Annotated in this window: 20 protein-coding genes; 11 read left to right on the top strand and 9 right to left on the bottom strand. The window is 65.6% G+C overall.

Features of this window, described 5'->3' with window-relative positions; genetic code table 11:
• Nucleotides 1–59 precede the first annotated feature (59 nt).
• Together QW887_RS02380 and QW887_RS02375 are read left to right on the top strand one after the other, a co-directional pair.
• Complete coding sequence (locus QW887_RS02380; protein ID WP_315749991.1) at nt 60–1,781, top strand: type I secretion system permease/ATPase; 1,722 nt, start codon at nt 60–62, stop codon at nt 1,779–1,781.
• A gap of 129 nt (nt 1,782–1,910) precedes the next feature.
• The gene (locus tag QW887_RS02375) at nt 1,911–2,594 is read left to right on the top strand and encodes a hypothetical protein (RefSeq protein WP_316194133.1); all 684 of its coding nucleotides are present in this window, start codon (nt 1,911–1,913) and stop codon (nt 2,592–2,594) included.
• A gap of 52 nt (nt 2,595–2,646) precedes the next feature.
• Here the strand turns inward: QW887_RS02375 and QW887_RS02370 are convergent, their stop codons facing one another.
• Nucleotides 2,647–3,009, bottom strand: coding sequence for a hypothetical protein (locus QW887_RS02370; RefSeq protein WP_316194227.1), 363 nt, complete (start codon nt 3,007–3,009; stop codon nt 2,647–2,649).
• Nucleotides 3,010–3,584: 575 nt separating this feature from the next.
• Nucleotides 3,585–4,136 (bottom strand): CreA family protein, encoded by a 552-nt coding sequence (locus tag QW887_RS02365; RefSeq protein ID WP_315712646.1) that lies wholly within the window; start codon nt 4,134–4,136, stop codon nt 3,585–3,587.
• Nucleotides 4,137–4,362: 226 nt separating this feature from the next.
• On the opposite strand from QW887_RS02365, the gene QW887_RS02360 reads away from it, so the two are divergent.
• The 4 genes from QW887_RS02360 (at nt 4,363) to QW887_RS02345 (ending at nt 8,550) form a co-directional block, all read left to right on the top strand.
• On the top strand, nt 4,363–6,105 hold the full coding sequence (locus tag QW887_RS02360; protein WP_316194132.1) for a L,D-transpeptidase: 1,743 nt from the start codon (nt 4,363–4,365) through the stop codon (nt 6,103–6,105).
• A gap of 155 nt (nt 6,106–6,260) precedes the next feature.
• The gene (locus QW887_RS02355; protein ID WP_316194131.1) at nt 6,261–6,836 is read left to right on the top strand and encodes a glutathione peroxidase; all 576 of its coding nucleotides are present in this window, start codon (nt 6,261–6,263) and stop codon (nt 6,834–6,836) included.
• Between the two features lie 159 nt (nt 6,837–6,995).
• Nucleotides 6,996–7,958, top strand: a complete 963-nt coding sequence (locus tag QW887_RS02350; RefSeq protein WP_315712338.1) for a polysaccharide deacetylase family protein — start codon at nt 6,996–6,998, stop codon at nt 7,956–7,958.
• 19 nt (nt 7,959–7,977) lie between these two features.
• A complete protein-coding gene (locus tag QW887_RS02345; protein ID WP_316194130.1) occupies nt 7,978–8,550 on the top strand; it encodes a dihydrofolate reductase in 573 nt (190 codons plus the stop codon).
• Here QW887_RS02345 and QW887_RS02340 read toward each other — a convergent pair.
• Both QW887_RS02340 and QW887_RS02335 read right to left on the bottom strand, forming a co-directional pair.
• Nucleotides 8,547–9,002 (bottom strand): DoxX family protein, encoded by a 456-nt coding sequence (locus tag QW887_RS02340; protein WP_315712340.1) that lies wholly within the window; start codon nt 9,000–9,002, stop codon nt 8,547–8,549. The two genes, QW887_RS02345 and QW887_RS02340, sit on opposite strands and share 4 nt — an antisense overlap.
• Before the next feature lie 148 nt (nt 9,003–9,150).
• Nucleotides 9,151–11,463, bottom strand: coding sequence for an NADP-dependent malic enzyme (locus QW887_RS02335; protein WP_316173801.1), 2,313 nt, complete (start codon nt 11,461–11,463; stop codon nt 9,151–9,153).
• 240 nt (nt 11,464–11,703) lie between these two features.
• Between QW887_RS02335 and QW887_RS02330 the strand changes: the two genes are divergently transcribed.
• Nucleotides 11,704–13,680 carry a hypothetical protein gene (locus QW887_RS02330; RefSeq protein WP_316194129.1) on the top strand — a complete coding sequence of 659 codons (1,977 nt, stop codon included), beginning with the start codon at nt 11,704–11,706 and terminating at the stop codon, nt 13,678–13,680.
• A 456-nt stretch (nt 13,681–14,136) separates the two neighbouring features.
• Here the strand turns inward: QW887_RS02330 and QW887_RS02325 are convergent, their stop codons facing one another.
• Complete coding sequence (locus QW887_RS02325) at nt 14,137–15,513, bottom strand: IS30 family transposase (protein ID WP_316194128.1); 1,377 nt, start codon at nt 15,511–15,513, stop codon at nt 14,137–14,139.
• A 103-nt stretch (nt 15,514–15,616) separates the two neighbouring features.
• Between QW887_RS02325 and QW887_RS02320 the strand changes: the two genes are divergently transcribed.
• Nucleotides 15,617–15,841, top strand: coding sequence for a hypothetical protein (locus tag QW887_RS02320; protein WP_316173804.1), 225 nt, complete (start codon nt 15,617–15,619; stop codon nt 15,839–15,841).
• Nucleotides 15,842–16,510: 669 nt separating this feature from the next.
• The gene (locus QW887_RS02315; protein ID WP_316173806.1) at nt 16,511–17,137 is read left to right on the top strand and encodes a LysE family translocator; all 627 of its coding nucleotides are present in this window, start codon (nt 16,511–16,513) and stop codon (nt 17,135–17,137) included.
• Nucleotides 17,138–17,240: 103 nt separating this feature from the next.
• Here the strand turns inward: QW887_RS02315 and QW887_RS02310 are convergent, their stop codons facing one another.
• The 4 genes from QW887_RS02310 to aspS all read right to left on the bottom strand — a co-directional run bounded on the left by QW887_RS02310 (nt 17,241) and on the right by aspS (nt 22,322).
• On the bottom strand, nt 17,241–17,702 hold the full coding sequence (locus QW887_RS02310; RefSeq protein ID WP_315749980.1) for a hypothetical protein: 462 nt from the start codon (nt 17,700–17,702) through the stop codon (nt 17,241–17,243).
• A gap of 154 nt (nt 17,703–17,856) precedes the next feature.
• The gene (locus tag QW887_RS02305) at nt 17,857–18,069 is read right to left on the bottom strand and encodes a hypothetical protein (protein WP_315712348.1); all 213 of its coding nucleotides are present in this window, start codon (nt 18,067–18,069) and stop codon (nt 17,857–17,859) included.
• A gap of 202 nt (nt 18,070–18,271) precedes the next feature.
• Nucleotides 18,272–19,828 carry an ABC transporter substrate-binding protein gene (locus QW887_RS02300; protein WP_316173810.1) on the bottom strand — a complete coding sequence of 519 codons (1,557 nt, stop codon included), beginning with the start codon at nt 19,826–19,828 and terminating at the stop codon, nt 18,272–18,274.
• 706 nt (nt 19,829–20,534) lie between these two features.
• The gene (gene aspS, locus QW887_RS02295) at nt 20,535–22,322 is read right to left on the bottom strand and encodes an aspartate--tRNA ligase (RefSeq protein WP_315712352.1); all 1,788 of its coding nucleotides are present in this window, start codon (nt 22,320–22,322) and stop codon (nt 20,535–20,537) included.
• Between the two features lie 260 nt (nt 22,323–22,582).
• On the opposite strand from aspS, the gene QW887_RS02290 reads away from it, so the two are divergent.
• Both QW887_RS02290 and rnd read left to right on the top strand, forming a co-directional pair.
• A complete protein-coding gene (locus QW887_RS02290) occupies nt 22,583–24,058 on the top strand; it encodes a protein adenylyltransferase SelO (RefSeq protein WP_316194127.1) in 1,476 nt (491 codons plus the stop codon).
• A 398-nt stretch (nt 24,059–24,456) separates the two neighbouring features.
• Nucleotides 24,457–25,605, top strand: a complete 1,149-nt coding sequence (rnd, locus tag QW887_RS02285) for a ribonuclease D (protein WP_316173813.1) — start codon at nt 24,457–24,459, stop codon at nt 25,603–25,605.
• Nucleotides 25,606–25,617 lie beyond the last annotated feature (12 nt).

Raw genomic sequence — 25,617 nt, 5'->3', positions numbered from 1 at the left:
ACGGTCGACGACGGGTGCCCCAGGCGAAGCTCCCCAGCACCATCGCAAGGGGATCCGACATGACGAGCACCACCCGAAGCCCGCTGGGAACCGCGCTCCGCGCCTGCTTTCCCGCGCTCACCGCGACCTTCGTGCTCAGCCTCTTCATCAATGCGAGCATGCTCGCCTCGCCCCTCTATTCCATGCAGGTCTACGACCGCGTCCTCACCAGCCGCAATCTCGGCACGCTGGTCATGCTGACGCTCATCGTCGGTGTCTTCCTGGTGCTGTATGGCGTCCTCGAATTCGCCCGTTCCGGCGTTTTGGCCCGGGCCGGCGTGCAGTTCGAAGGCACGCTGCGCCACCCGCTGTTCGAGACGATGATGAAGGCGGAGCTGTCGCCGCGGCATCGCTTCGGCCAGCAGATCATCCGTGACGCCGAGACCATCCGCGACTGCATCTCCAGCGGCACCGCCGCCATCGCCTGCGATCTGCCGTGGACGCCGGTGTTCGTCGCGCTGTGCTTTCTGCAGCATGCCTATCTCGGCATCCTCTCGCTGCTCGGCGCGATCGTGCTGTTCTCGCTGGCGCTGCTCACCGAATTCTACACGCGCGCCAGCGTCGAGCGCACCAACGCGCTGGCCAACGAGGCCTCGCGTTTCGTCGCGGCGGCGCTGCGCAATGGCGAGGTCGTGCGCGGCCTCGGCATGGGCGACATCGTCATGGACCGCTGGAGCTGCCGGCAGTCGGCGATGGTCGATGCCCACAGCACCCTCGTCGAGCGGGGCGCCGCGATGCATTCCGTCACCAAGTTCGCGCGCATGGCGGTGCAGACCTCGCTGCTGTGCATCGGCGCCTGGCTCGCGATCGAGCAGCAGATCTCGCCCGGCGCGATGATGGCGACGTCGATCATCATGGGCCGCGCGCTGGCCCCGGTCGAGCAGGTCGTCGGGCAGTGGAAGCGCATCATCGCATTCCGCTCGGCCTACCGCCGGCTGGAGGAGCTGTTCCAGGCCTTGCCGGTCACGGCTGCACCGACGGCGCTGCCGACGCCGCGCGGCGACATCGACGTCGAGAACGCCGTGGTGTGGCCGCCAGCGGCCGGCCGCCCCTCGGTCAAGGGCGTCAGCTTTTCACTCAAGGCCGGCGAGAGTCTCGCGATCGTCGGCGCCTCCGCCAGCGGCAAGTCGAGCATGGCGCGCGCCATGGCCGGCGTCTGGCCGCTGCGCGAAGGCGTGATCCGCATCGACGGCGCCGCCTACAGCCAATGGGACCCAAACCGGCTCGGCAAGCATATCGGCTACCTGCCGCAGGACATCGAACTGTTCTCGGGCACCGTCGCCGACAACATCGCCCGGCTTGCGAAGGTCGACGAGGCCGCCGTTGTGGCTGCCGCCAAGGCCGCCGGCGCGCATGAGGTGATCCTGCGCCTGCCCAACGGCTACGACACGCCGATCGGTGAAGGCGGCGTGGCATTGTCCGGCGGCATGCGACAGCGCGTCGGCCTCGCCCGCGCGCTCTACGGCAATCCGCGGCTCCTGATCCTCGACGAGCCGAACTCGAACCTCGACGAGGACGGCGAGCGGGCGCTGGCGCAGGCCATGGCCCAGGCGAAGGCCGCCGGCCGAACCGTGATCGTCGTCACGCACCGCCCGCAGCTTCTGGCGCATGTTGACCGCATCATGGTGATGGCCTTCGGCAAGACGCTGGCATTCGGCCCGCGCGACGAGGTGATCGCCAAGATGCGCGGCCAGCGTGTCGTCGTCGCCCACGACCGGGCGACGGCCAGCGCCGCGGCCTGAACGAACCCAGTGCAGATCTCACACCGCAAGGAGCCGGCCATGATCAAGTTCACATCGTCTACGAGGACCCTGCAGCTGGCCTTCGCGACCGCCGTCCTGTTGCCGATCTCGGCTTCGGCGGAGACGCCGATGACCGCGCGGCAGATGCTGGCCCACGCGCAAACTCAAGCCCTCAATGTCCCCAGCGATATCAGGAAGCCCGAGCTCGACCGCAGCGAAAAGATCACCAGCGAGGCCGCCTCCGCAGGCAATGCCGCCATCGCCGCCCCGCTTCCGGTGATCGAACCGCCGGCGCCGATGTCGCCGCCAGCCCCGGCGCTCACCGCACTGGCTGCGCCCGTCCCGGCGCCTGAGGCAGCTTCGTCGCAGACGCGTACCAACTCGCTCACGGCCGCCGCGCCCGTTGCTGAAGCTGCCAAGACGTCGAATCCAACGCTCGCGACACCGCCCGTGGCCGCCACCACCGAAACACGCCCGATGGCACCGGCCGCGACGCCGCCCGTCACGGCCGCAGCTTCACCGGCCCTCGTCCCCGCGACCGCTCCCGTTGCCGCGCCGCCCCAGTCCGGCCTGCCGGCCGCGGCGGCCACCCAGACCACGGGGACGCAATCGACCGCCTCGTCGTCCGCCGAAAAGCCCGCTCCTGCGCGACATCAGCCAACCCGTGCCAGCGCGGCAGCGGCCCGCCCTGCGCCCAAGCCTACTGCGAGATCGTCGAGACACAGCGACGAGAATGCCATCAGTACCCGGATCTCGCACATCATGCGCCGGCCGGACGTGCAGTCATTGATGTCGCAATATGGCCTGGACTGACGACGAGCACCGCGGACGATGGACGCTGATCGACATCGGTTCAGACGGCTGATCAGTTGGCCGGATCGAACATGCACTGCAGCGCGGGCTTCGCGATCTTGGTGAACGTGGGACCGATCTCCGCTCGCTTCGGTGCGGGCACCCAATCGGTCTCGATGGTCGGCACGCCGGTCTCACTGATCCCGCGCAGCAGCGCCTCACGCAAGTCGGCATCCTCCACCATCGCGGCCGCATGGTCATGCAGGCAGGAGCAGATCGCTTCAGGACGCGTCCACCGGTCGAGCATATGAGGCGCACATTGCCGTACGAACTCGCCGCGCAGATCTGGCAATCGGGTCGTCGTCCGCGCCTCGACGAAGGACCAGAAGAGGCACGGCAGCACGGCAAGCGCCGCAGCATCCAGTCGAAAACGCATGGTGGACCGCTGGTGTTTGTTTTTCGTCATGTCATCCACGCAGGCCGCGACGACACGATTCGCAGGCCGCCCACGCTTTCATACCCGCTTCACGTTTCAAGCGGCCTGCGGCACGGGCACAAAATGGTTTCATGGGCCCGCCGCTCCGTTTCATCGCGACCCACCCGACGACACAAAATACAATCAAAACGAGAGTGATCTAAAGCGCCACCTGCTTTGGCCGAGCCAGCGCGATCCGGGGCGACCGTCGATCTGCGGATGGAGAGCTTCTTAACGACCTGGCGTTAACCGTGGCCGGCAGGGAGAACCTCCCAGATCGCTACGGCGACCCAGCAGCGCGGCGCGTTGGGGGACGACGTTGCTCCGCAGGGTCACCATGAGCAGGCGCTTGCACACACCCAAGCCGAAGGTATCTCGCCGCAGCTCGCTGGCTACGCCGATGGCGCAGCAGCGAACCGAGGGCCATGCCGGCTCGACGCCACAGAGCCTGGTCCGGCTGATCGGCTGCCACGATCCTGCCAAGCACAGATTGCCCAGCGAGGCTTTCGGCAGCCGATCGTCCCTTGGCAGGTCCCTTATTGAATGAAATCACCGCACTTCTGGACTGCGCCGTCGTCGGATTTGCCCCAAGGCATGATCGGGACGGAGGAGGTCGAGTTCTTCGGTGAGCCCTCGATCAGCCTGTCCGAGTAAACCATGTAGACCAGCACGTTGCGCTTGGCATCGCAGCCACGAACGATCTGCATCTTCTTGAAGAACAGCGACCGCCGCTGCCGGAACATGTCGTCGGCCTGTTCGAGCTTGCGCTTGAACCTGATCGGGCCGATCTGCCGGCATGCGAGCGAGATGTCGGAGACCTCCTCAGCCAGGCCCAGCCAACCGGCATATCCGCCCTTCTGCGGCACCGTGAAGTGGCAGGCAACGCCCTCGACCTCTGGATCATCAACGCCATAGGTCGCGAGCTTGTCATTCGGGCTGAGCAATTTGAACACGGTGGACCGACGGAAGATCAGATCCGGCTCGTCTGCGGCGTATGCTGAGATCACAGGCGAGGACAATCCGATAAGCAGCAGGCAAGCGAGGGTTTTCAGCCACAGATCAAACCGTTTGGTGGCTCTGAACGACATGTCGGTCTCCGTTATACCGCCGATGCTCGGCATACCGCCCATGTAGGGACACAAATGCCTGCAAGGAAGGCGCTCCAGCCCGTGACCTTCCACTACCCGTTTAACGGGATGTGAGGCTTTTCTGCTACGATTGGAACGAAATCACGCAGGGCAGAAGCCCCAAGCTGGTGAACGCAGACTCCGTCTGCGACACTAAAGACCAGATGGTTCTTGAGGATTTGCCGGAATGCTCTGCGTTCGTGCAGCCGCCAGGGGGCGGTTCTATTGTGCAGCAATCGTTTCAGTTCCGCTTGCCATAGCAGCGACCTCACAGGCTGACGCAGCGTCATATTACTACTGGAACGACGCTCAGCCCGTCACCATTGCTCCGACCATACGCCCGGCCGTGCCGCGCAAGCCCAAGGCGCGCCACCTCGACAAGCTGACAAAGACCGAGAAGGAGGCTGCCAAGCCGCAAGGACCGGTCACGATCGCGGTGTCGATCAACAAGCAGCAGCTCAAGGTCTACGACGCAAACGGTCTGTTCGCGGAAGCACCGGTCTCGACGGGCATGAAGGGACATTCCACGCCGTTGGGCGTGTTCAGCGTCATTCAGAAGCAGAAATTCCATCGCTCCAACATCTATAGCGGCGCCCCGATGCCGTTCATGCAGCGCATCACCTGGTCGGGCGTCGCGCTCCATGCGGGCGTGCTGCCCGGCTACCCAGCCTCGCATGGCTGCATCCGCATGCCGGCAAGCTTTGCAACCCGCTTCTATGGCTGGACGCGCATGGGATCCCGGGTCCTGGTCACGCCGAGCGAAGTGGCTCCTGCGAGTTTCTCGCATCCGATGCTCGCTGCCCTGAAGGCACCGCAGCCGAGCGCATCGGTGCAACCCGATGCGACTGCGCCGGCAGCGATCAAGTCGGACAAGGGCGCCGCCGTCACCACCGCGATCACAGTCGCGACGACGGATCTGCGCGCCACGATCGGTCATGCCGAGAGCCCGCGCTCCGGCGAAGGATCGCCCGCCGCGTCGCGCCAGGTGCGGACCGCCGATGCCAGCAACGCCAACGGACTCCCTCCGATGGTCTCGGACGCTTCCCCAAGCGCCGAACCATCGCGCTCGCTCCCGATGGAGGTTCAAAGCGATGCTGCCGATCTGAAGCCCAGTGTCGCCGAGATCAAGATTGAGCCCGCGACCGCCGACGCAGAGGCGAAGTCTGCCCCCGGCGACGTGGCTCCGGCGAGCGAGCCCACGAATGTTGCGCAGGTGGCCGCTCCGGCTCTCGAGAAGCCGGCTGAGGCATCGGCGAATGCCGAAGCCACCGGTTCGACCGAACTCAAGCCTGCTGAATCCAAGTCGGTAGAGTCCAAGCCTGCCGACGCCCCGATCGCGGAGCAGCCTGCGTCGCCGCCCACACCGGCGGCAGAGGCACCGGCGAAGCCGGTCGATCCCAACGATCTCGCCAAGGATCAGTCGCGTGTTGCCGCACCGGACAAGCCGATTGCGCCCAAGCCCGAATTGAAGCGCAACAGCCAGATCGCGATCTTCATCAGCCGCAAGGATTCGAAGCTGTACGTGCGGCAGAACTTCGCTCCGGTGTTCAACACCCCGGTCACCATCGCACCGGGCGACAAGCCGCTCGGCACCCACGTGTTCACCGCGACGGCTGACAAGGCCGATCCGGCGACGATGCGCTGGTCCGTCGTCTCGCTGCCCTCCTCGGCGCGGAGCACCGCGGCGAACGATGGCACTGCCAGGGCGGTCCGGCGGGGTAAGAAGTCCGCGGGCGCCGATGCCGAGCCGAAACAGGTCGTTCAGCTGAGCAGCGCGGCCGAGGCGCTCGATCGCATCACCATTCCCGCCGATGTCATGGCGTGGCTCGGCGAAGCCCTGTCGACCGGAAGTTCGCTGATCGTGTCCGATCAAGGCATCAATCAGGGCGAAACCGGCGAGGGCACCGAGTTCATCCTTTCGCTGCGCTGACGACCGACGACGTCCCTCTTTCCGCCCCACGGCAGGGGTATCCCCATGCCGGAACGCAGTCTGATCCAGCGCAACGTGGCGGCCGTTGAAGCAGCGGCCGGTCGAGCGCGGGCACATTCATGCTGACGGGGCTGGCTCTGCTCAGGGAGATTCACATGATCGATCGCAGGATGGTTGTTCTCGGCATTGGCGCCTCGTTGTCGGGTGCGACGCTCACGTCGCAGGCTGCTCGTGCCGACAATGCAGCGAGCAAGATGACCGCCTATCGCTTCTCCTTCGCGGCGCTGGCCGGTGAGCCGATTCGGCTCGCCGATTTCGCGGGCAAACCGGTGCTGGTCGTCAACACGGCCTCCCAGTGCGGCTACACCCCGCAATACACCGGGCTCCAGAAGCTGTGGAGCGAGTTCCATGAGCGCGGGCTGACGATCATCGCCGTGCCGTCCAACGACTTCAACCAGGAGCCTGGGATCGCCGGCGACATCGCCGAGCAGGCCAACAAAGACTATGGCGTGACCTTCCCGATGACCGCAAAAGCGGTGGTCACCGGTTCCAACGCCCACCCATTCTACCGCTGGGCCGCCGAGGCGCGGCCCAAGGAGACGCCGCGCTGGAACTTTCACAAATATCTGATCGGTCGTGACGGCTACATCGCCGACGTGTTCGCCTCCTCGGTTGAGCCGACGGATACGCGGGTCAAGACCGCAGTTGCCCGGTTGCTGGCGAACGGCTGAGCAACACTCGGCAGGAATGCGGCGGAAGCTGGCAACTTCCCCGTGTTTTTGCCTTGTTTCCTTTTGGCGCCACTCCGGCTGCTGGGCTAGTATCCCGGCCGGATGACGGAGCGACTCTCGACGCTGGCGCTCCCGTTGCAACAACCCCGAGGAAACACGATGCGGATTGCAGCAGGATTGGTGTTCGCAAGCTCTTTGGCGGCTTCGCTGTTGACGTCTGGCGCGGCCTGGTCCCAGGCGCAGCGCACGGCGGCGGCGCCGACCCCGGCCGCTGCTGCTCCCGCACCGGCCCCTGTTCCCGCCGTCGCCGCCCAGACGCAGCCGCCGCGCGCGCCCTGCATGAACCCCGATGCGCTCGGCGTCGGCCGCACCGTCGAGATCGATACGACCGGAGGTCCGGGATTCGGCTTCGAGCACTTCAAGGACCTCGACTTCCTGAAGGATCACGAGGTCGTGCTGACCTTCGATGACGGTCCGTGGCCGGAGAACACGCCCAGCGTGCTCAAGGCGCTTGCCGACCAGTGCACCACCGGCATCTTCTTCATCATCGGCAAGCATGCGACCTATTATCCGGAGATCCTGAAGCAGGTCTACAATGCCGGCCATACGGTCGGCACGCACACCTGGTCGCATGCGACGCTGACCAACAAGAAGCTGACCGAGGATCAGCGCAAGGAAGAGATCGAACTCGGCATCAGCGCCGTGAAGTGGGCGCTCGGCGGCAATTCCCCGGCGCCGTTCTTCCGCTTCCCGGCATTGCAGCATCCGCCGGAGATCGTGACCTATCTCGGCACCCGCAACATCGGCATCTTCTCCTGCGATCTCGACTCGTTCGACTTCAAGGCGCGCAATGCCCAGGCGGTGATCGACGTCACCTTCAAGAAGCTCGACAAGCTCGGCAAGGGCATCATCCTGATGCACGACTTCCACAAGCATACCGCCGAGGCCCTGCCCGAGATGCTGCGCCGCCTGAAGGCCGGCGGCTACAAGGTGGTCGCGATGCGCGCCAAGGCGCCGGTGCAGTCGCTGCCGCAATATGACGAGCAGCTCGCCAAGGTCGCGAAGCTTCCGACGGTGAGCCAAAGGCCGGTGTCGAGCGTTGTGACGACAGTGTCCGAATGAGACGGGATTCCTTTCGTCAGTGACCAAGCTTCGTATCGAAGGTTACGTGATCGTGTCGGCCGACGGGATGTTGGCCGACGCGAGCAATGCGATGCCGCCCGCCCTGAAATTTCCCGGCGACGCCGCATTCTTTTCCCAGGCTCTCGATGGCGCCGATCTGATCGTCCACGGCCGCAACTCCTATGAGGACCAGCCGAACTCGCCGAAGCGCCGGCGCATCGTCGTGACCGGGAAGGTGGCGGGACTGGCGCCGGATCCGGAAAAGCCGCTCTCCACCCTTTGGAATCCGGCGGGGGCCTCCTTCGAAGCCGCCTGTGAAGCCGCGGGCGTCAGCTCTGGCACCGTGGCGGTGATCGGCGGTCCCGTCGTGTTCGAGATGTTCATGGACCGCTACGACACCTTCTTCCTGTCAATGGCCCCCCACGTCTCCCTGCCCGGCGGCGCACCGTGCTTTCCCGGCGTCGGTCCCGACCGTTCGCCGCAGCAGGTGCTGACGGCCCACGGCTACACGCCCGCCAATCAGCTGATGCTCGATCCTGCCCACGACGTCAGCGTGACCGCCTGGAAACGCACCGCTCAGAGCTCCCTCTAGATGTCTCCATACGCGCTCTGCTCGGGCGCTTTCGGACCCTTGCCATAGCCGAAGATCATGAACAGCGCGCCGATGATCGACAGGTTCTTCAGCGCGTCGATCAGGGTCTTGGCGTTGTCGGGCGGGGCCTGGTTCCAGAAGTCATGGAAGTAGAAGATGGTCGCGCCGACGAACACGATCATCAGAGCCGCGAAGAAACGTCCGAGAAGGTTGAGCGCGATCATCACGCCGGCGAGCACCTCGAACGCGCCGGCCGCGATCGCCAGGATCTGCGGCATCGGCATCTTGGCAGCGGCCTCGAGCTGCGCCGCATAGGGCGCGAGCATCGTGGGAATCGTGACCTTGGCGGCGATGAGATCGGCGGTGGCGGGAATGCCGAACAGCTTTGTCGCGCCCGTGTAGATGAAGATCACGGCGAACAGAACGCGCCCGAACGTAATGAAACCCGGCATTCTCGCCCTCACGGATCAACTTCAAACGATGTGTCGCCGGCCCACCGGGCCGGATATGTGACGTCGCGAACGCTTTTCAACAATAAAGGCGGGCGGAATACGACCGAAACCGGACGAATTCCGCCACACTTCGATCACGCCAGCAGCGTCACGCGAACAGCGTCGGCTGCGCCCTCCCCGCCCGTTCCTGGGCTTCGACCGCGGCCACCGCTGTCATGTTGAGAATGCCGCGCGCCGTCACCGACGGCGTCAGGATATGCGCCGGCCGCGCCGGACCGATCAGGATCGGCCCCACCGGCACCGCATCCGCCAGCACCTTGATCATCTGATAGGCGACGTTGGCGGCGTCGAGATTCGGCATGATCAGGACGTTGGCCGAGCCTTCGAGATCCGAATGCGGCAAAATCGCCTTGCGCGCGGTCGCCGACAGCGCGGTGTCGCCCTGCATCTCGCCGTCGGCCTCGAGGTCGGGACGATGCTGCTTCAGCAATGCCGTCGCCTGCCGCATCTTGCGCGACGAATCCGTGTCGTAGCCGCCGAAATCCGAGTGCGAGACGAAGGCGATCTTCGGCTTGATGTTGAAACGCGTGACGTGGTTGGCCGCCAGCGAGGCCATCTCTGCGAGTTCCTCGGCCGTGGGATCCGGCCGCACCTGGGTGTCGCCGATGAAATAGGCGCCCTTGCTGGTGATGGTGAGCGCCAGCGCCGCGTAGTCGCTGACCCCCGGCATGAAGCCGATGATCTCACGGACGTGGCGCAGATGGCTCATATAGCGCCCCTCGACGCCGCAGATCATCGCATCCGCCTCACCCCTGACGACAGCGAGCGCCGCAATCACGGTGGCATTCGTGCGCACCACCGTGCGCGCCGCATCCGGCGTCACGCCGCGCCGTCCCGCGACCTCGATATAGCTCTGCACATAGGAGCGGTAGCGCGGATCGTCCTCGGGGTTGATCAGGTCGAAATCACGCCCGGCCTTGATCGACAGGCCGAAGCGCTTGATGCGGGCCTCGACCACGGAAGGACGGCCGACCAGGATCGGCCTCGCCAGCTTCTCCTCCAGCACCACCTGGGTGGCGCGCAACACGCGCTCGTCCTCGCCCTCGGCATAGATCACGCGGACCGGCTGCGTCTTTGCCTTGGCGAACACCGGCTTCATCACCAGGCCGGAGCGGAACGCGAAACGCTCCAGCAGCGCAGTGTACTCGTCGAAATTGGTGATCGGCCGCGTGGCGACGCCGGACTCCATCGCCGCCCTCGCCACCGCCGGCGCAATGCGCAGGATCAGGCGCGGATCGAATGGCGAGGGGATCAACGAACCCGGACCAAAGCCCTGGGTCTCGCCGGTGTCGAAGCCGCGGGACACCGCGTCCGACGGCGGGTCCTGGGCGAGCTGCGCGATCGCATCGACCGCGGCCTGCTTCATCGCCTCGTTGATCGCGGTGGCGCCGACGTCGAGCGCGCCGCGGAAGATGAACGGGAAGCACAGCACGTTGTTGACTTGGTTCGGGAAGTCCGAACGCCCCGTGCAGATCATCGCGTCCGGCCGTGCCGCGCGCGCCTCCTCCGGCATGATCTCCGGGTTGGGATTGGCGAGCGCCATGATCAGCGGTTTCTCGGCCATCTGCTTGAGCAGCTCCGGCTTCAGCACGCCGCCGGCGGACAGCCCGAGGAAGATGTCCGCGCCGCCGATCACCTCGGCCAGGGTCCGCTTGTCGGTCTTCTGCGCATAGACCGCCTTCCAGGGATCCATCAGCGTGTTGCGGCCCTCATGGACGACACCGTCGATGTCGCAGACCCAGATGTTCTTGCGCTGCGCGCCCATCGACACCAGCAGGTTGAGGCAGGCGATGGCGGCGGCGCCCGCGCCGGAGGTCACGATCTTGACCTCGGAGAGCTGCTTGCCCGCCAGCGACAGCGCATTCTTGATTGCGGCGCCGACGATGATCGCGGTGCCGTGCTGGTCGTCATGGAAGACCGGGATCTTCATGCGCTCCTTGAGCCGCGCCTCGATCTCGAAGCATTCCGGTCCCTTGATGTCCTCGAGGTTGATGCCGCCGAAGGTCGGCTCCAACGCCGCGACCGTCTCGACCACCCGGTCGATCGTGTCGGCCGCAATCTCGATGTCGAACACGTCGATCCCGGCGAATTTCTTGAACAGGACCGCCTTGCCCTCCATCACCGGCTTGGAGGCCAGCGGGCCAATATTGCCGAGCCCGAGCACGGCGGTCCCGTTGGAGACGACGGCCACCAGGTTGGCCCGCGCGGTCAGTGAGGCGGCCTCGGCCGGGTTGCTGGCGATCTCGGTGCACGCAGCGGCAACGCCCGGAGAATAGGCCAGCGCCAGGTCGCGCTGGTTGGCGAGCGGCTTGGTGGCCTGGATCTCCAGCTTGCCGGGCCGCGGCAGGCGGTGGTAGGCCAGGGCTGCGGAACGAAGATCTTCAGAATAGGACGACGACATACGTGCTCCAGCGTTTCCGACCCGGATTTTTGGTCTCTTGAGTCTCGGTCAGACGTCGGTTTTTCCGGCCGGTGGAAGCGCATGTGATGCACGTTGGGCGGCTTTCATGCAACATCCGAAACCATGCTCGCCGGCATCCCGGGCCAGCGATTCCCCAGTTCGCAGAAGCACATCCCTACTCCATCGATTTCATTGAGACCATCACCACTTGCTGCCTAAGCCTTGGGCGGAGCACATCAAATGACCCGTATCCTGATCGGAATTGTCACGGCCGTCGCGCTGGCCGTCGCCGGCTTCGTCGGCGTGCCCTGGTACGCCCAGGGCCGCGCCGAGCGCGAGGTCGAGGCAAACTTTGCCCAGATCCGGCAGAGCGGCGCCATGGCAACCCATGGCAAGGTCGCCTTCGACCTGTGGAGCCGCAAGTTGACAATCGCCGATGTCAAGCTCGAGTCGGCCACGCAGCCGCCGGCCAGCGTCACGTTCGGCACCATCACCGCGACCGGGCTGAGCCAGCATGATTCCGAGCATGTCACGGCCGCCAGCATCGAGATCAGCGACATCGCCATGGCCGGCCAGATCCCCGGCCCCTCGCCGCTCCGCCTGAACTACAAGCTGCCGCAACTGGTGGTGAAGGATTACGCCGGCCCCGCGCGGCTCGCCACGATCCCGGCCGGTGCGGGTGCACTCGAGACCGCCCGTGCCCTCGCCCAACAGCTCGCCACCATCAGCGCCACCTCGGCCACGGTGCCGCGGGTCACCGGCACCATGGAAGGCGGCGCTTCGGTGGGGCCGACCGAGTTCGGCTATTCCGGGCTGGTGGTGGACGACATCAAGGGCGGCCGAATCGGCAACTACAAGATCCAGGAGGTCACCTTCAGCACGGCGGCGCAACCGCCGAACGGCAAGGTCGAGACGGTGCGCGGCCGCATGCTCGACATCGTGACCAAGGACATCGACGTCAACGCCATCGCCGGCCTGTTCGCGGCCGAGTTCACCAAGGACGATCGTGCCATTCGCCTGAGCGGCTCCGCCGGGATGGGCCTCTACGAGATCACGTCCGATCTCGGCATGCGCATCCACATCGACAGCCTGACGATGGACGAGTTCGGCGTGCGGCCGTCGCGCATCCAGCTTCCGGCGCTGGTCGCCGCCCTGACGCCGACTTCTCCGCGAACGAGCGCCATGACGCCCGACCTCATCGACAAGGTCGCCAGCATCTATGATGGCGTCCTGTTCAAGAACGTCGAGGTCAAAGGCCTGGCGGTCGAGACGCCCGACGGCCCGGTCAAGGTCGCGCTGACGCGGTTCGACCTCGACGACGGCAAGGGCGACGTCGCGTTCGAGGGCTTCGACGGACGGACCCCGAACGGCCCCGTCAAGCTCGGCCGCTTCGCGGTCAAGCGCTTCGACATGGGCGGTATGCTGCGCCAGACCGCCAAATTCGCCGTGCCCGGCGCCAAGCCCGGTGCGGCCGAAGCCATGGCGCTGTTCAAGCTGATCGGCGGCATCGAGCTGAAGGGGCTGACGACCTCCTACAAGGCGAGCACCAAGCCGGTGCAGATCGACAATTTCAGCCTCGACTGGGGCCAGTTCGTCGGTCCCATCCCGACCCAGGCGCACCTGGTGGCCAAGATGGCCGGTCCGCTGGATGCGTCCAATCCGGCGCTGCTGCCGCTCCTCATCGCCGGCATCGACACCGCCGCGTTCGACGCCGATCTCGGCCTCGGCTGGACCGAGAGCTCGGGCGCGTTCGCGCTCCAGCCGTTCAAGCTCGAGGTCAGCAACCTCATCGCGGCCTCCGCCAATGTCTCGCTGTCGCAGGTGCCGCGCGACGTCTTCACCATCGACCTGCAGCAGGCGACCACCGCGGCGGCGCAGATCGAAGCCAGCGGACTGGAATTGACCTTGCACGATCTCGGCGCGGTCGACCTGCTCGTCGCCAACTACGCGCGCGGTCATGCGATCACGCGCGATGCCGCGCGCAAGGCGCTGGTCGACAGCATCAAGGCGATCGGCGCCCAGGTCGCGGCCGACAACATCGATGTCGCCGGTGCGGTCGACGCCATCGGCCGTTTCGTCCAGACCCCGCGCCAGACCCTCACGCTGAAGCTCTCGCCGCGCGCCAGGGTCCCGGCCCTGCAGCTCGCCCAGCTCATCGCCATCGACCCACCAAGCGCGCTGGCGCAATTCAAGATCGAGGCCCAGACCACGCCGTGACGTGAGCTGCGACGTGAATGGAGGAGTGAGTCCCCGCCTCTCTCCTCCGTCATTCCGGGGCGCGCACAGCGCGAGCCCGGAATCCATACTCCCGACAATGATTGGCGAAGGAGTCGACGGTGCAGGCATCTCGATCCTTCTCGCACGGTCGTGGTTATGGATTCCGGGCTCGCGCTGTGCGCGCCCCGGAATGACTCGCGGAGGGAGCGTGCTCGTAACCGCCGATGCTGCGCACTGGGACTCGCGCTACGCCATCGATGAACACGGCAAGTCCCCTTCACCCCAAGACGCGCGTCCTCAAGCCCGCGGCGCGATCGCCCGAGTTTGTGCGGTCGTTCGGCCCTCCTCCAACGAAGAGGGCGCAGGGAATGCCGGGTGCTGGCCGCAACCCATGGCCCGCCTGCGAAAAAAATGCAGGCGGCAGGTACCACAGGTTCAGCCGATCATCCGGCGGGCTCAATCGGTGGTCGCAACACCAAGTGTTTTCATTCGTGACAGCAGCTCGTCAAGCGCTTCTGCTGGAGTTTTCCATCCTAGCGTCTTTCTCGGTCGGGAATTGAGCGCTGCGGCCACGGCGGCGATCTCGTCAGCATCGTAGACGCTCAGATCGGTACCTTTCGGGAAGTACTGCCGCAGCAGGCCATTCGTGTTCTCGTTCGTGCCACGTTGCCAGGGGCTTCTTGGATCGCAGAAGTAGATCTGAAGGTCTGTATCGATCTTGAGGTCACTGTGTTGAGCCATTTCGGTCCCCTGATCCCAGGTTAGCGAGCGGCGGAGTTCTTTGGGCAAGGTGACGATGGTGCGCGTGATCGCATCGCGTACCGCTTCAGCTCCGTGTCCGGAGAGCGCAGGCCCACCCTTCGTACGTGGGCCATCGTCAAACCCCGGCAGCCGTGGAAGGTGCAGGAGCATTGTAAACCGCGTGCTGCGTTCGACCAGCGTGCCGATTGCCGAGCTGGCGGAGCCGACGATCAGATCTCCTTCCCAATGTCCCGGCACAGCTCGATCCGCGACTTCGGCCGGACGCTCACTGATCATGATCTCTGGCGATATGAAGCCTTTGCTGCGCTTCCGCGTACGCGCTCGGGGCACGCGCAGCGCACGTCCCGTTCGCAAACAGGACGACAACTCGCGTTTCAGCGCTCCTCGGCCCTGAACAAAAAGCGCCTGGTAAATGGCTTCGTGGCTGATGCGCATCGCCTCGTCATCCGGGAAGTCGATCGGTAAGCGCCGGGCAATCTGCTCGGGACTCCACGCTTTCGTCCACCCCTGATCCTGGCTAGAGCCCGCACGACCGGCCTTCCGCCGAACGCCGCCTGGAGGTGCGACAAACCCTGCAAGCCGCTCTTCAACATAAGCGCGCAAGGCGGCGTTGCTTGCAAGCTTGCTCGGCTTAGGACGCCGGGCCGATCGATCTGCATGCCACTGGGCGGCCGTCGCCCGATAGGCCATCTTGCCGCCGTGCGTGGCCGCATTGCGATCGAGTTCACGGGAGATGGTCGAGGGAGATCGATTGAGACGCCGCGCTATCTCTCGTACAGAATGGCGCTGCGCATTCAGCAGCGCAATCTCTTCGCGCTCAGAAAAAGAGAGGTGCCGTCCGGAGAGCGGCTTCGCTGAAGGTCGGAACATTGCCGGTGCCACGCCGCCCGCTTTTCGAAATAATCGGGGGCCGACAGCATCCGATAATCCAGCAGCCAGCGCAGCATTCTCGCTGTTCAACCCAGCGGCAATCCCACGCCAAAATTTCTGCTGTTCCGCACGCCCCGCAACTGGTGGGCGCCCCAATGATCCCAGCTTGCCCCGCGTTGACCGTTTCTTTCGAATGCCCATCGCAACCTCCTCATCGAGTGTTGCGACGACCAATTGAATCCGCCTCCGGCATTCCCTGCGCGGTGGGCTTTTCGGCTGCTTCGCGCTCTCCTCGGGGACCGGCTTGTTTGCCCCCGTCATCCGCGCAATGCCGCAAGGCATCTTCCGCGAACTTGACACCAGCATCGGGGTGTCAGGACCACGCGACTTGACCGTCTGCACCGTGCCGTTCGTCGACGCGCGCTATCAGCACGTTGCGAACACGGTGCAGCCACCGCCTCCCCGCCTCACGCCTCGTGACGACCGCGAACCGTCCCTCTTCATCGAGGCGGGATGGCCGGAAATGTGAAGGTGATTTGCCCGACGGTGCAAGGGGCAAAGCTGCGGCAAACTAACACGACGGGCAATTAGCGCATGGCGGAGTTGCCGGGATTGCCTGTCGGGCAGAGTGCAACGTAGCTACTGCGATCATGTGAGAACCGTGAGAGATGTCGACGCGTATCGCAAGATGTAGGGCTTATGGGCCGGCCTCCCCGCCGGATGCCGTGATCCAAAGAACGCAACATAACAATCGTAGCCGCCGATATCTTCCTCCAGCCAACAGTGCACGACGACGCCATATTCCGGGACACCATCCTCAACACCATCATAACGGACCGCCGTTCCCGGCAACAGATATCTATCAGGAGTAGATTGATTGCTGGACATACGAACTTGTTCTTCCCCAATGCTGTCGTCCAGGCGAACCCCGCCGGGCTTGCACCAAACGGGCTCCATACTCACGGGATTTGGTTGGAGGGCGCGCACACGTCGCTCAAACCTTTCCTCACAAACCCGCTGAGGTTATGGGTCCTGGGTCGGCGCCGCACCGCGCTGTCGCACGGCACGGCTTGCACAGGACGACAGCGGAGGCAGGCCCCCACAGCCGTCTCTCGAAAAACGCCGCCTCCTGTCTGAGTCCGCTTTGCCACGTCCGAAGGATTGCCCTACACATCTCCTCACCCAACAAAGAAATCCGATGCCCGACGTCCCGACCTTCCTCCTATTCCTCTCCGCCGCCCTCGTCATCGCGCTCACGCCCGGCCCCGGTATCTTCTACATCGTGGCGCGCACGCTGGCCGGCGGGCGAAGCGAGGGACTGGCCTCCAGCGTCGGCCTCGGGCTCGGTGGCCTCGTGCACGTGGTCGCCGGTGCGGTCGGGCTGTCGGCGCTGGTGATGGCGAGCGCGGAGGCATTCACGGTGCTGAAGATCGCGGGCGCGGTCTATCTGATCTGGCTCGGCGTGAAGACGTGGCGGGAGGCTCGGGCCGCCCAGCCGGCCGAGGTGACGACGACAGGCAGCCGGCGCGCGTTTCGCGAGGGCATCATCGTCGAGGCGCTCAATCCGAAGACGGCGGCGTTCTTCCTCGCCTTCATCCCGCAATTCGTCGATCCCGCCGGCGACGTCGCCGCGCAGTTCGTCGTGCTCGGGCTGATCTCGGTGACGCTCAACACCAGCGTCGACCTGGTCGTGACGTTCTGGGCCGCCAAGGCGCGGCATCGTCTCGCCCAGCGGCCAAGCCTCGTGACGCGGATGCGGCAGGCGTCTGGCGCCGTCATGTGCAGCCTTGGCGGCGCGCTGTTGTTGGCGCGGCGCACGAGCTGACGACCAGACTGGCGCCAAGTCGTCACGTTCATTTCCGCGGCGTGCCGGCATCGCCATGCCGGTGCACGCGAGCCGATGCTGCTAGGCGACCACCCCCGCTGAGCTAGTCGCGATAGCGGCAGAACTCGTCGCCATTTTCGTATTCGTAGCAGATCTTGACGCGCCGGTAGGGCCGTTCGCTATCGAAACTGCGCGCGCGACGATCCATATCGTCATCATCGCGTTGCATTCGCGCGTTTCGACCCGTGGTGCGATGGTCCATGTCCTGGTCCATCATGCGGCCCATGCGGTGCTGGCGCATCCGATCCATGTCCATGCGATCCATGCCCATCCGGTCGTCGTCGCGCTGTTGTGTCGTCCAGTCGCGGTTCACCCGCGTGTCCTCGGCCCTCTGGCGCTCGCGTTCACGGGCCTGGTCCGACTGCTGGGGCGTGCGTTCCGGCTGCACGGGAACGGCCTGGGTCTGGCTGGTTCCCGGCGTGCTGTCGGCCTGCTGGGCCCATGCGCCGGCGGAGAGGAGACAAGAGGATAGTAACACGACGGTCGCTGCTGCTGGAACGCGCATGGTTCATCCTCCAAGGGAATGCTGTCTAACCGCGCGGGTCAGCGTTGGTTCAAACGACATCGCCTGTTTTGGTGCTGCGCCGCACAGATGACAGCCGGACGCGGAAGCGAGCTGGGGGTGCCGAGCCGGGGCGGTCGCCGGCTGCTCTCTGGCGTCAGCCCGAGATCAGGTCGTGGTTGATTCCACGCCGGCGCCAATATCGCGCACGGAGCCGCGGTGCGATCTGCCACGAGACAATGGCTGACAGCACCACGCTCAGGGCAATCATGACCGGCATTGCGAGCATCGCGTGATTGCTGAGCGGCGTGAGAAGAATCGTCAGAACTCCCGCACCGAACAGCACGGCCTGAACCATCATGAAGACCATCGCCGAAATCTGTGTTCGCATGGACATTGCGGTCGCTCACGGTTGTTGCGCCTGCAAGTCAATGAAGCATCAGTCGAACAGTTCCGGCATGATCTCGAGGTCGGCTCCGGGCCGCCCGGCCGCCCGCAAGCCGGCCGGGGGACGTTGTTTGCACTGCGGCGTTGACGGGGGGACGACAAGTTCGGCTGCGTCCCCCCGCCCGTCATTCCAGCTCGATCGCCTGGTAGGTGCCGGTCTCGTCGAGTGCGGTGCCCCAGATCTTGTGCGAGGCCTGGTGCTCGGCGCGTCCGAACGACAGCTTGCTGCCAAGGCCGAGGTCGATGCTCTGCATCGACTCCAGCGTGTCGACCAGCCGCTCGGTCTCGAGCGGCGTCGTCTGCTTCAGGGCCTGGATCAGGATGCTTGCCGAAATGAAGCCCTCGAGCGAGGTGTAATCCGGCGCTTCGCCGGGGAAGTACTTTTCCAGCGCGGTCTTGTAGTCGAGCACCAGGCTCGAATAGCCGGCGACCGAGGGAACGCCCTGCGTGACGATGACGCCGTTGGTGTATTTCGAGCCGAGCAGCTTCAGCTCGGCGGCGAGCGACGACGATCCGACCGCCGAGATGTTGGCATAGATGAGCCCTGGAACCGCCTCGTGGGTCTTCTCGATGAATTTCGCCGCCGCGCGGTCGGTCGCGATCATGATCACGGCCTTGATCGGTGGCTTGGTCTGCGCCTTCAGCTTGCCGACGGCCTCGTCGACGTCGAGCGTGCCACGCGGGAAACCGTAGCGGATGATCGGATCGGTGATGCCGTTCGCGCGGAACGCCTTGGCTACACCGTTGGCGCCGTCGTCGCCATAGGCGTCGTTCTGCGCGAATACGGCGATCTGCTTCGCCGGGATGCGCTTGACCTTCATCAGGTAGCGCACGATCGCGGCGGTCTCTTCGGCGTAGCTCGCACGATAGTTGAAGACGTAGCGGTCGGGCGGATCGCGGCGGACGACGGCGGAGCCGCTGTAGGGCGCAAAGAACAGCGCCCGGCGCTCCAGCGCGTAGGGAATCGCCACCGCGTTGTTGGCAGTGCCCATGTTGCCGATATAGCCGAACACCTGGTCCTTCTCGTACAGCTGCGTCATGGCGCCGAGCGTCCGCGTGGGATCATAGCCGTCGTCGGCAGCGATCAGCCGCAGTTTGCGGCCGTTGATGCCACCGGCATCGTTGGCGCGGGCGAACGCGGTCTCGATGCCGAGTTTCATCTGGCGCGCGGACTCCTTGCGGACTCCGGAGAACGGGATGACGGTGCCGAACCGGATCTCGGTGTCGCTGACGCCGTGCGGAAGCGGAGGCGGCAGGTTGGCCGTGGGCTGCGTCGACGCGGCCGCGGTCGACGGCGCCAGCGCGAAGGACAGCGAGGGAGCCGCCGACTGCTGCTGGCTGAGTGACCGCTCCAGCTCTGCCAACTGGCGCTCTGCGGTCTGACAGTTCACCTGCGAGGACGCGACCCGGCCGCGCCCCTCGGCGATATAGCTGTTGAAGGTGCGGATGAGCCCATCGCGCTCGCCGCCGTTCGAAGAGCCCTGGCGGATCACTTCGCTGAATTGATCGATGATGGTCTGGACGCGCCCCTGGGCGATCTCACGGCACGTCGCGGCCTGGCCGACGACCGGACCGACACGGGAGGCGAGATCACGAACGACATCGGGGGAAATGGGAGCAGCGGAGGCGGCAGGGACGAAGAAGCAGGTTCCGAGAAGGAGCGCACACCAGCGAACGGTCATTTTGAACTATCCGTCTTCTTGTGATTGGTTGGCTAAGTTCACTACATGAGTCAGACAGGCTTCCTATTAAGGACAGGTTGCATGACACCGCAACCACCATTCGACTGATCGGTGCCGCCTGGAACTCATAGCGGTGCGCACTGCTCGATCGTGTTACGCGCCGTGTCGCGCAAGGTGCCGAACTAACAAGCGGCACGAACGATTAGTTCTCAGAATCAACGATTTGCCGCCGGGCGCGATGACCGCTCTGGCCGGCCGCTCGACCACGTCAGCGCGACGCTCCCGATGCGTCCGGCGCTGCCTGGACGCGACCGGAGCCCCCGGATGAAGTTGTTCGCAGTCTTAACCAGCGTTAACGCGAGAACATCAAATGCAGAGCGACGCCTTCAAGGCCGGGTCATCTTGCGCCGGAGCTACAACGCGCCGGGCGACGACATGCCGCAGTTCGGGATCCGATAACGACGAGTCGAGACGGATTGCGCTGTTCGGCTGGATCGAGACGCGCTCGAGGAACACCTGGGAGGCGTTGGAGCCGGTCGTTCACGCGATCCACGATGTCCTCGGCAAATGGATCGCGGGATCGTGGCGACCCCTGCAGGTCGCCACCGCCGCGCTGTTGCATCACGCCATTCGCAGCGACAGCGTCCTGAGGCGGATGCGGCTGGGCCAATCGGCTGCGCGATGTTGTCGCAAGCAGCCTGCCGAACTACTTGTTCGGCAGATTCGTCCTGATGTGCAGCTCGCGGAGCTGCTTCGTGCTGGCCTCCGACGGCGCGCCCATCAGCAGGTCCATGGCCTGCTGATTCATCGGGAACAGCGAGATCTCGCGCAGGTTCGTGGTGCCACAGAGCAGCATCACGATGCGGTCGACGCCGGCGGCCATGCCGCCATGCGGCGGGGCGCCATACTGGAAGGCGCGGTACATGCCGCCGAAGCGGTCGACCACCTCCTGCTCGCCGTAACCCGCGATCTCGAACGCCTTCACCATCGCGGCCGGCTTGTGGTTGCGGATGCCGCCGGAGGCGATCTCGTAGCCGTTGCAGGTGATGTCGTACTGGAACGCCTTGATGGTCAGCGGGTCCTGCGTCTGCAATGCTTCGAGGCCGCCCTGCGGCATGGAGAACGGGTTGTGCGAGAAGTCGACCTTCTTGTCGTCCTCGTTGTACTCGTACATCGGGAAGTCGACGATCCAGGCCAGCTTGAACTGATCCTTGTCGGACAGGTTCAGCTCATCGGCGACCTTGTTGCGGGCGAGGCCTGCGAACTTCCAGAACTTGTCGGGATCGCCGGCGACGAAGAAGGCAGCGTCGCCCTCCTTGGTGCCGAGCTGGCTGCGGATCGCAGCCGTGCGCTCCGGACCGATGTTGTTCGCCAGGGGACCTGCGCCCTCGCCGCCCTCGCGCCACATGATGTAGCCGAGGCCGGGCTGGCCCTCTCCCTGCGCCCACGAGTTCATGCGGTCGCAGAACGCGCGGCTGCCGCCGGATGGCGCCGGGATCGCCCAGACCTGGTTCTTGGGGTCCTCGAGCATGCGCGCGAACACCTTGAAGCCGGAGCCGCGGAAGTGCTCGGAGACGTCGGCCATCTCGATCGGGTTGCGCAGGTCGGGCTTGTCGGAGCCGTATTTGCGGATCGCCTCGGCGAACGGGATGCGCGGCCAGCCCTTGGTCACCGGCTTGCCCTTGGCGAAATCCTCGAACACGCCGGTGATGACCGGCTCCATCGCCGCGAACACATCCTCCTGCTCGACGAAGCTCATCTCGACGTCGAGCTGGTAGAACTCGCCGGGCAGGCGGTCGGCGCGCGGGTCCTCGTCGCGGAAGCACGGCGCGATCTGGAAGTAGCGGTCGAAGCCCGACATCATCAGCAGCTGCTTGTACTGCTGCGGCGCCTGCGGCAGCGCGTAGAACTTGCCGGGATGGATGCGCGACGGCACCAGGAAGTCGCGCGCGCCCTCCGGCGACGACGCGGTCAGGATCGGCGTCTGGAATTCGAAGAAGCCCTGCTCCTTCATGCGCCGGCGCATCGAATCGATGATCGCGCCGCGCGTCATGATGTTCTGGTGCAGCTTCTCGCGACGCAGATCGAGGAAGCGGTATTTCAGCCGGATGTCCTCAGGATATTCCTGCTCGCCGAACACCGGCAGCGGCAGCTCGTCCGCGGGGCCGAGCACCTCGATGTCGGAGACGTACAGCTCGATCTTGCCGGTCGGCAGATCGTCGTTGTCGGTGCTCTTGTTGTCGGCGCCGGCCGGGCGGCGGCGCACCTTGCCCTCCATGCGCACGACCCATTCCGAGCGCAGCTTCTCGGCCAGGCTGAACGCCGGCGAGTCCGGATCGACGACGCATTGGGTGATGCCGTAATGGTCGCGCAGGTCGACGAACAGCACGCCGCCATGGTCGCGGATGCGATGGCACCAGCCGGACAGCCGGACCGTCTCTCCGATGTTGCTCTCGCGGAGCGCGCCGCAGGTGTGGGTCCGGTAGCGATGCATGGTCGTCCTGAATGGTCGTCGTGAGGAGAAGGAATCGGCGCAGCCGCAGGGGCGCGCTCCGAATGCGCGCAGGGTTTAGCCGAGCCGCCCCGGCGCGGCAACCGCAGGAACGGGCCTTTTCGGCCTCGCGCCGGAAAAGGCCGCCCGCCCTGGGCCTCACTGCAACGTCGGCGCCGATGCCGAATTGAGCTGGCGCCGAAACGCTCGTCTGACGGCCGTTTGGGCTCGAAAAACGGCCGCCCCGCGCCTATCTTGGAGCCATGACCGTGCATTTCCCCTTCCAGAACTCCTACGCCACGCTGCCGGACAATTTCTTTGCCCGGGTGGCGCCGACCCCCGTCGCAGCGCCTCGTCTGATCAAGCTGAACCGGCCTCTCGCCGCGGACCTGGGGCTGAACCCGGCCGAGCTGGAAACGCCGGAGGGCGCCGAGATCCTGGCCGGCAAGACCGTGCCTGAGGGCGCCGAGCCGATCGCGATGGCCTATGCCGGCCACCAGTTCGGGCATTTCGTGCCGCAGCTCGGCGACGGCCGGGCGGTCCTGCTCGGCGAGGTCGTCGACCGCAACGGCGTCCGCCGCGACATCCAGCTGAAAGGCTCCGGCCCGACGCCATTTTCGTGCCGCGGCGATGGCCGCGCGGCGCTGGGGCCGGTCTTGCGCGAATACATCGTCAGCGAGGCGATGGCGGCCCTGGGCATTCCGACGACGCGCTCGCTGGCTGCGGTCGTGACCGGCGAGCAGGTCTATCGCGGCACCGCCCTGCCCGGCGCGGTGCTGACCCGTGTCGCCACCAGCCACATCCGGGTCGGCACGTTCCAGTATTTCGCCGCGCGCCAGGACGTGGACGCCGTGCGCCGGCTCGCCGACCACGTCATCCACCGGCACTATCCGGATCTCGCCGGTACCGAGCGCCCCTACCACGCCCTGCTGGATGCCGTGATCGCCCGCCAGGCCAAGCTGATCGCCGAGTGGCTGCTGGTCGGCTTCATCCATGGCGTCATGAACACCGACAACACCTCGGTGTCCGGCGAAACCATCGACTACGGCCCCTGCGCCTTCATGGACGCCTACGATCCCAAGCAGGTGTTCTCCTCGATCGACGAGTTCGGCCGCTACGCCTTCGCGAACCAGCCGCGCATCGCGATGTGGAACCTGACCCGGCTTGCCGAGTGCCTGTTGCCGCTGTTCGGCGACGACAAGGACCAGGCGATCAAGGAGGCCGAGGCTGCGCTCGACGGCTTCGCCACCCAGTTTACCGACGCGCACCAGGCGGGCCTGCGCCGCAAGCTCGGCCTGTTCACGCGAGCCGAGGGCGACCAGCCGCTGGCGCAGGCATTGTTCGACGCGATGGCGGCGGCCCGAGCCGATTTCACGCTGACGTTCCGCCGTCTCAGCGACGCCGCCGGCAGCGGCGATCTCAGCGAGGTCCGCGTCCTGTTCGAGGATCCCACCGGCTTCGACGAGTGGGCCCAGCGCTGGCGCCAGCGCCTGGCGGAGGAACCGCAGACGGCGGCGGAGCGGAGCGCGGCCATGCGCAAGGTCAATCCCGCCTTCATCCCGCGCAACCACCGCATCGAGGCGGTGATCACGGCAGCGGTCGAGAACGACGACTACGCGCCGTTCGAGGAGCTGCATGCGGTGCTGGCCCGGCCCTATGACGACCAGCCGGACCGGGCTGATTATGCCGATCCGCCGCAGCCGGAGGAGCAGGTGTTGCAGACCTTCTGCGGCACCTGACACGCGGTCTTAACCTCGCGTCCACCATCGCCCTGACAGCGCCCAGGCCCTTAAGAAACGATCAACGCAGCCCCGACAAGTTGAACCAACAAGTCGGGGAGGTCTGAGACGTGGACGCGCTGGTGTTCGAATTCATGGGTCTGGCGATGATCGCCTTGTGCCTGATCGTGCTCGCGGTGCCCTCGACGCGCCGGCCTGCGGGCCGCGTCCGGCATCACTGACCGGCGCCGGTCGCACCCTATCATCAACCATAGAGCGATCAGCTCGCGTCGCGGTGCTTGCGTTCGGGGCGGATTGGGCCGACAACCGGACACGAATTCGTCCCGTACCCTTTGCCGACACCCTTGACTTGTCAGCGTTTTCGGACGACGGCGTAAGAGCCTCGTCATGGATCGTTCATGGACTTGATCACCACCACCGCGGACCTCGCAGCCGCCTGCGCCCGCCTCGCCCGCCACCCGGTCGTCACCGTCGATACCGAGTTCCTGCGGGAAACCACCTACTATCCCCTGCTCTGCGTCGTGCAGATGGCGAGCCCGGACGAGGCCGTGGTGATCGATGCGCTGGCCGAGGGCATCGATCTCAAAGCCTTCTTCGAGCTGATGGCGAACGAGAAGATCCTCAAGGTCTTTCATGCCGCCCGCCAGGACATCGAGATCATCTGGCACCGCGCCGGCATCGTGCCGCATCCGATCTTCGACACCCAGGTCGCCGCGATGGTGCTGGGGTATGGCGACAGCATCGCCTATGACCAACTGGTCGAACGCATCACCGGCCATCGCCCCGACAAGACCCACCGCTTCACCGACTGGTCGCGCCGGCCGCTGACCAAGGAGCAGGCGCACTACGCCGAGGCCGACGTCACCCATCTGCGCGACGTGTTCGCCGCGCTCGATGCCGATCTGAAGAAGCGCGGGCGCAGCGACTGGGTCAGCGAGGAGATGGAGATCCTGACCTCGCCGAAGACCTACGACTTCCACCCCGAGCGCGCCTGGGAGCGGCTGAAGACCCGCGTCCGCAAGCCGAAGGAATTGGCCGTGTTGATCGAGGTCGCGGCTTGGCGCGAGCAGGAGGCGCAGAGCCGCGACGTGCCGCGCAGCCGCGTGATGAAGGACGACGCGGTCGGCGACATCGCCACCCATGCCCCGACAACGATCGAGAAGCTCGGCAATCTGCGCTCGCTGCCCAAGGGCTTCGAGCGCTCCAAATGGGGCTCCGACATCGTTGCCGCCGTGCAGCGCGGTCTGGCGCGCGATCTCGCCGCTTTGCCCAAGCTGGAAAAGCCGCGCAACAACTCCAACGGCGCTGCGATCGTCGAGCTGCTCAAGGTCCTGCTGCGCATGACCTCGGAACGCCACGCCGTGGCGAGCAAGGTCATCGCCACCGTCGACGATCTCGAGCAGATCGCCGCCGATGACAATGCCGACGTTGCTGCGCTGCAGGGCTGGCGCCGCGAGCTGTTCGGCGAGGCCGCGCTCGCGCTGAAGCACGGCAAGCTCGCACTCGCCATCGAGAAGGGCCGCGTCGTCCGGGTCGACCGGGCCTGATAGGCGTCGCAG

This window comes from Bradyrhizobium sp. SZCCHNRI3052 (assembly GCF_032484895.1).
Lineage (GTDB): Bacteria > Pseudomonadota > Alphaproteobacteria > Rhizobiales > Xanthobacteraceae > Bradyrhizobium.
Note: the sequence above shows the minus strand (reverse complement) of the source record. Positions and strands in the feature narration are given on the sequence as shown.